Source organism: Bradyrhizobium sp. LeoB3 (assembly GCF_055456055.1).
Genome location: NZ_JBVBEF010000206.1, coordinates 1 through 5,029, shown reverse-complemented (window position 1 = coordinate 5,029; position 5,029 = coordinate 1). Strand labels below are relative to the sequence as shown.

Here is a 5,029-nt window from a genome sequence, read left to right as displayed (position 1 = left end):
TGGCACTGCATCGCCGTGCCGATCGGCGGTCTCGAGCTGCGAGAGATAGCGGGCGATGCTCTCGTCGATCCGCTCCAAGCGCCGCTTCATCTTCGCCTCGGTGAAGTTCTTGTCCCGCGCAGTGACGGCCTTGAACTTCGATCCATCGATGGCGACGCTCGCTGCAACAAGCAGGTCAAGCTTGCGGCACAGCGCGACAAACTCGCGGCAGACCTCACGAATGGCCTTGCCATTGTCCTTGCGGAAATCTGCGATGGTCTTGAAGTCCGGCGCCAGCTGCCCGGTCAGCCAGATCATCTCGATATTGCGCTGGCATTCCCGCTCCAGGCGTCGGCTCGACGGCACACGATTGAGGTAGCCGTAGATGTAGAGCTTGAGCATCATGCCGGGATGGTAGCCGGGTCGCCCCGTGTCGAGCGGCTGGACGCCAACGAAGCTGAGCTTAGCCAGATCGAGCCCGTCGACGAACACATCAACCGCACGTACCGGATTGTCCTCGGCCACGTAGTCGTCGAGCAGTGCAGGAAACAACGTGCTCTGTCCGCGGTTCACCCCTTCAACAAAGCGCTTCATTAGATGCCCCCTGCAAACGCAGGGAATCTTATCGCGCGAATCACGGCAAACAGATCGTTTTCACACAGCCTGGGCCAAGAGCCGACATTACATGGCAATCATATGCGCCATCATTCCGCCAGTTCGTCGAGCAGCGCCTTGGCCTGCTTCAAGTCCAACGTGTCGAAGCCTTCGGTGAACCAGCCGTAGACTGGAGCGAGAAGTTCTCGGGCTTCATCTCGCTTCCCTTGATCACGCCAGAGCCGCGCCATGCTCATAGCCGCGCGCAGCTCCCAGGATTTCGCCTGCTGTTTGCGTCCAACCGCGAGCGCTCGCTCGAAACAGGCTTCGGCTTTTGCTGCATCCCGCTCTGGCGACATCAGGGCGATTTCGCCAGCAATGCGATGGACCTCGGCCTCGTACCATCTTTCCTTCGTCGTTTCGACCGCCGTCATTGCTTCACCAATATAGCTCCAGGCCTCATCGAACTGACCAAACTCCCCATAGGCCATTGCCAAATGGGATAAATGCCACGGTAAATTAAATGTTGATCCCATTGAGCGATATATGGAGATCGCTGAGGTGAAGATGCTGACTGCGCCCGAGGCGTTGCCAGTTAACGCCAAAAGATCGGCTCGCATAACAATCCGACGGTCTTCCAGTAAGTGGCGCCTTTTTCCTCGGCCAACGCGATGAGCTCATCCGATAGCGCCTTCGCTGTCGCGTAGTTACCGCTGAAGAGTTGGCTTAAGCATGCTAGATCCATCACGGCCATCAGTGAGGCGGGGCCAGTCTCACGTGCCGCATTGAGCGCTTGTTGTGTGTCCGAGAGCAAAGCCTCAGGATAGCCAAGCACCCATCGTGTCATCGACCGCAAATCGTGGGCAAACCACATCGCTGGCGGCCGATGTTCGACAGGTTCGTAAAGCGCATTCGCCTGATCGTAGTGTAGAAGGGCTTCCGCGAAGTTGCCCGTGAACCCCAAGACATAGGCCACGCAGCGATGCCCGAGCATGAGCATGCCCTTATCTCCCTGTTTCTCGGCAAGCGCCAGGATCTGCGCGGCGCGCTCGCGCGCCTCGTCGCCGTTGAATGCGAGAAAGTTGGTGAGCCACCAACCGTTGAGAGCCCGAAACAGAAGCAGTGGATCCCGAGGAGGCTCCCCGAGCGCTTCAGCCTGTTCGATCAGGAGAAGCGCCCGCTCCGCGGCAGTCTTGGTTTCCGGCGCCGCAAGCCCTTTGACGTGCATGAGTGGGTATAACAGTGCAACTTGAAACCTGATTTCTTCGCGGCGGAGCGCCGGCGTGCTGGGCAAAGTTGCGATCTGTCCAAGCGCCCGCCTAAGCTGCTCGGCGGCTTCAACCAACGCCGAGCGCTTCAGTGACCGCAATCCTGCATTGCCCCACAACGCCGCGGCCTTGTCGATCAGCCCGGCCTCGGTGCAATGCCGCGCCAGCAGATCTGGCTGACCTTCCGCGATGTCAGGAAACTGCTTTTCGAGGGTGTCTGCAATACGCGCGTGGAGTGCGCGTCTAGGCTGGCGCAGCAAGGTGCCATAGGCCGTGTCCTGCACCAGGGCATGCTTGAACAAGTACGTTGCGTGCGGCGGCACGCCCTTGCGGAACAACAGTCCGACGCGGACAAGGCGGCCGAGCGACGAGGCCAGTTCCGCCTCCGGCTTGTACACCACCGCGGCCAACAGCGCGTGAGAAAACTCGCGACCGATCGCCGCCCCGACCTGTGCCAACTCCTTGGCCGGGCCGAGCCGGTCGAGCCTCGCCATCAGCGAAGCATACAAACTCGCGGGGACTGCCGGCGCCGGGGAGTGAACCGCAGCCGCAGTTTGCATCACTTCCAGCTCGCCCCCAGTTTCCAGCACTGCCTTTGTCATCTCTTCTACGAACAATGGGATGCCGTCAGTACGGTCGATAATGTCCTTTCTGATGTTCGCCGGCAGCAGCTTGTTGCCTACAACGCGGTCGATCATGGCGTCGATGTCCCGCTCTGCCAGATGGTTGATCGCCAGCGCGGTCACATGCGGGCGTCCGACCCAGGGCGGCTCGAACTCCGGCCGGAACGTCACGATCAACAGCCCGCGAAGGGTCGCGATCCGGTCCACTGCACGACCGAACGCTTCCAGGGTCGTGGGGTCGCCCCAATGCACATCCTCGAAGATCAATAACACTGGGCTGGAGCGCGTCAGGGCTTCCAATTGTAAGCCGAGGGCCTCCAGCGTTTTCTGCCGGCGCCGCTCGGGAACAGGCTCCAGAGCTGGGTTGCGTCCGTCGTTGGGAAGCGACAGCATCTCGGCCAACAGCGCCGCGTCGTACCTGGACGTCGCGGTCTGCGCTAACAGCGCATCGAGCTTGTCGAGCTTGTTTTGCGGTGTGTCGCCGTGTGCAAATCCGGCGGCACGTTCGAACTGCCCGATGATCGGATAAAAGGCGCTGTCGGTGTGTTGGGGCGAGCAGAAAAAACGCAACCGCGTGTGTGGCTCGGCCGCGATTTCTTCCATAAGCGCGGCGGCGAGCCTGGATTTGCCGATCCCGGCCTCACCTGATAGCAACACCACTTGGCCTTCGCCGGTCTTCGCTCTCGCCCAACTGCGCATGAGCAGTTCAAGCTCTTCCTCTCGCCCGACGAGTGCAGTCAGGCCGGCAGGGTGCATCGCCTCGAAGCGGCTGGCGACGGTACTTGCCTGCAGCACCGCGAAAGCCTTCACCGGCCCGGCGATCCCTTTGAGCTCCTTGGGCCCCAAGTCGAGTAAATCGAAGAGATTGCCGAGGAGCCTGCGGGTGGCGTCCGCAATGACAACCGTATTCGGTTCGGCGATGCCTTGAAGGCGCGCCGCGAGGTTCGGTGTCTCGCCGACAATATCGTGCTGCTGCGCTTCTCCGGACCCCACCAGATCCCCGACCACCACCATCCCGGTGGCAACCCCTATCCGCACTTGTAGGGGGTAAGGAGCCGGGAGCGCGGCCACCGCATCGATCAGCGCGAGGCCGGACCGAACTGCGCGCTCGGCGTCGTCCTCATGCGCTGCCGGATAGCCGAAGTAAATCAGCACACCATCGCCCATATACCTGGCGACGAAGCCCCGGAAGCCGCGCACGGTCTCGGCGACGCACCTCTGGTAGGCCGAAATGATCTCGCGAAGGTCTTCGGGGTCCAGACGAGCCGAGAGCGCCGTCGAACCGACAAGGTCCGAGAACACCACGGTGACCTGGCGGCGCTCGGCGGTGTCCTTGGCGGGTTCGTCGGTTTCCAGGACGGCGTCGGACAGCGGCGTTGGTGCGATCACTTCAGCACGCAAGGCAGCGATGGCGTCGAGCAGCTTACGGCGATGCCCGACAAGTCCAACACCAAGCTCCTTCAAGTCCTCCGCGGTCAAATTCGGCAGGACCGTGTCGTCGATTTCATTGTCGCGGAAAACGGCCTCATATTGTTCGAGGCCAAGCCTCCGCAGCCAACCTCCGACGTCCATGGCAGCCGCCCTAGTTCGTCTAACGCTGCATGATCCCTCAGGCGAGACTGCCTGTCTAGGGTGCCGCTCTTTGGATGACCGGTTTGGGTCAAAACCGTCACCTGATCGGTTGAATCGAGCTTGAACCACGTCTCAAACGATCTGAAAGCCGACGTTCTTTCAAGAGTTTACCGGCTCCAATATGGCGCGCCTCACTAACTGAGGAGGCCATCATGCCTGACATCTCAAGCGTTACCGAAGTGGTTTCGAAGCGCATCCCCTGGAATAAGGGGAAGATCGTCGGAGCGAAGCCGCCACTCCGGCTCAAGCACGTGTGGTCCATTCGAACGAATCTTCAAGTCGAGGGGCGCGTTCGGGACCTTGCTCTGTTCAATCTTGCCATCGACAGTAAGCTCCGCGGCTGCGACGTTGTGGCGCTTAAAGTCGGTGATATCGCCCCCAGGGGCTACGCGGCCGACCGCGCAACCGTTCGGCAGAAGAAGACCGGCCGGCCGGTCAAGTTCGAACTCACCGAGGCGACGCGAGAAGCCGTCGATGAATATCTGAAGGCGACCGCCAAGAGGCCGGGTGACTATCTGTTCACGAGCCGGCGTGGGTTCAATGTCAGCTTGACGACACGGCAGTATGCGCGGCTCCTTGCCGGGTGGATCGCCAGCGTCGGCTTAGACCCCCACATCTTCGGGACACACTCACTGCGTCGAACAAAGGCAACCCTGATCTACAGGCGGACGGGCAACTTGAGAGCCGTCCAACTCCTGCTCGGTCATACCAAGATTGAAAGCACCGTCCGGTATCTCGGCATCGAAGTCGATAACGCCTTGGCAATAGCGGAACAGATTGACGTCTGAAGTGCCCGGGCAGAGCGGACATGCTCTGCCCGCCGTCTCTCCGCTGCTTCGGGCCAAGAGGCGACATTAGCGACCTTTATTCAATCACCGATCATAGCCAATGAATAGATGAACAATCGCTACGCCAATACGTCTCGCGTTTGGG

4 protein-coding genes are annotated in these 5,029 nt (G+C 60.7%); 1 reads left to right on the top strand and 3 read right to left on the bottom strand.

Going from position 1 to position 5,029, the window contains the following annotated elements:
* The 3 genes from ACZXDY_RS44625 to ACZXDY_RS44615 form a co-directional block, all read right to left on the bottom strand.
* Positions 1-573, bottom strand: a 573-nt coding sequence (locus tag ACZXDY_RS44625) for a transposase (protein ID WP_464349852.1), incomplete at its 3' end; no start/stop codon positions are given.
* A 110-nt stretch (positions 574-683) separates the two neighbouring features.
* Entirely contained in the window at positions 684-1,193 is a 510-nt protein-coding gene (locus ACZXDY_RS44620) for a tetratricopeptide repeat protein (protein ID WP_464349851.1), read from the bottom strand.
* The gene (locus tag ACZXDY_RS44615; protein ID WP_464349850.1) at positions 1,169-4,036 is read right to left on the bottom strand and encodes an adenylate/guanylate cyclase domain-containing protein; all 2,868 of its coding nucleotides are present in this window, start codon (positions 4,034-4,036) and stop codon (positions 1,169-1,171) included. Before ACZXDY_RS44615 ends, ACZXDY_RS44620 begins: the two co-directional genes overlap by 25 nt.
* A 212-nt stretch (positions 4,037-4,248) precedes the next feature.
* On the opposite strand from ACZXDY_RS44615, the gene ACZXDY_RS44610 reads away from it, so the two are divergent.
* The gene (locus ACZXDY_RS44610) at positions 4,249-4,884 is read left to right on the top strand and encodes a tyrosine-type recombinase/integrase (RefSeq protein ID WP_464349849.1); all 636 of its coding nucleotides are present in this window, start codon (positions 4,249-4,251) and stop codon (positions 4,882-4,884) included.
* Positions 4,885-5,029: the final 145 nt, after the last annotated feature.

What these genes read in the sequence shown, in the direction of transcription:
- ACZXDY_RS44620 (WP_464349851.1), bottom strand. Translation starts at nt 1,193, where the DNA reads ATGCGAGCCGATCTTTTGGCGTTAACTGGCAACGCCTCGGGCGCAGTC.
- ACZXDY_RS44610 (WP_464349849.1), top strand. Translation starts at nt 4,249, where the DNA reads ATGCCTGACATCTCAAGCGTTACCGAAGTGGTTTCGAAGCGCATCCCC.
- ACZXDY_RS44615 (WP_464349850.1), bottom strand. Translation starts at nt 4,036, where the DNA reads ATGGACGTCGGAGGTTGGCTGCGGAGGCTTGGCCTCGAACAATATGAG.